At 60.8% G+C, this 301-nt stretch carries 1 protein-coding gene; it reads right to left on the bottom strand.

All coding sequences use genetic code 11. The features are described from left to right. On the bottom strand, window positions 1-267 hold a 267-nt coding region (locus tag NE591_RS14380; protein ID WP_256156996.1), incomplete at its 3' end, for a hypothetical protein. Between the last annotated feature and the right edge of the window lie 34 nt (window positions 268-301).

Here is a 301-nt window from a genome sequence, read left to right as displayed (position 1 = left end):
TGATACCGTTATCTCGGGCAATGATGGCCGCCGGCAAAAGATAGGCCATGGATTTACCCACGCCTGTTCCTGCCTCCACATAAGATTGCGCGATCGGGCAAACGCGTTGCGCACCGCCTCGGCCATAGCCACTTGCTCGCCGCGCTGCTCGTACTCTTCGTACAGGGAGCCTACTACGCCCTCGGCGGTGAACGCTTGGGCCACAGCATCGGCCGTGGGGAGCAAGAAGGATCGCCCTGGATCGGCGGCGATTTCATCGGCATCCATGAGCGGTCTTAGATCGGCTTTCCCCACCCGTTCT

Origin of the sequence: Adlercreutzia sp. DFI.6.23, from assembly GCF_024462535.1 — a bacterium.
Taxonomy (GTDB): Bacteria; Actinomycetota; Coriobacteriia; order Coriobacteriales; family Eggerthellaceae; genus Adlercreutzia; species Adlercreutzia rubneri.
The sequence above is the reverse complement of the archived record's forward strand: the minus strand, read 5'-3'. Positions and strand labels throughout refer to the sequence as shown.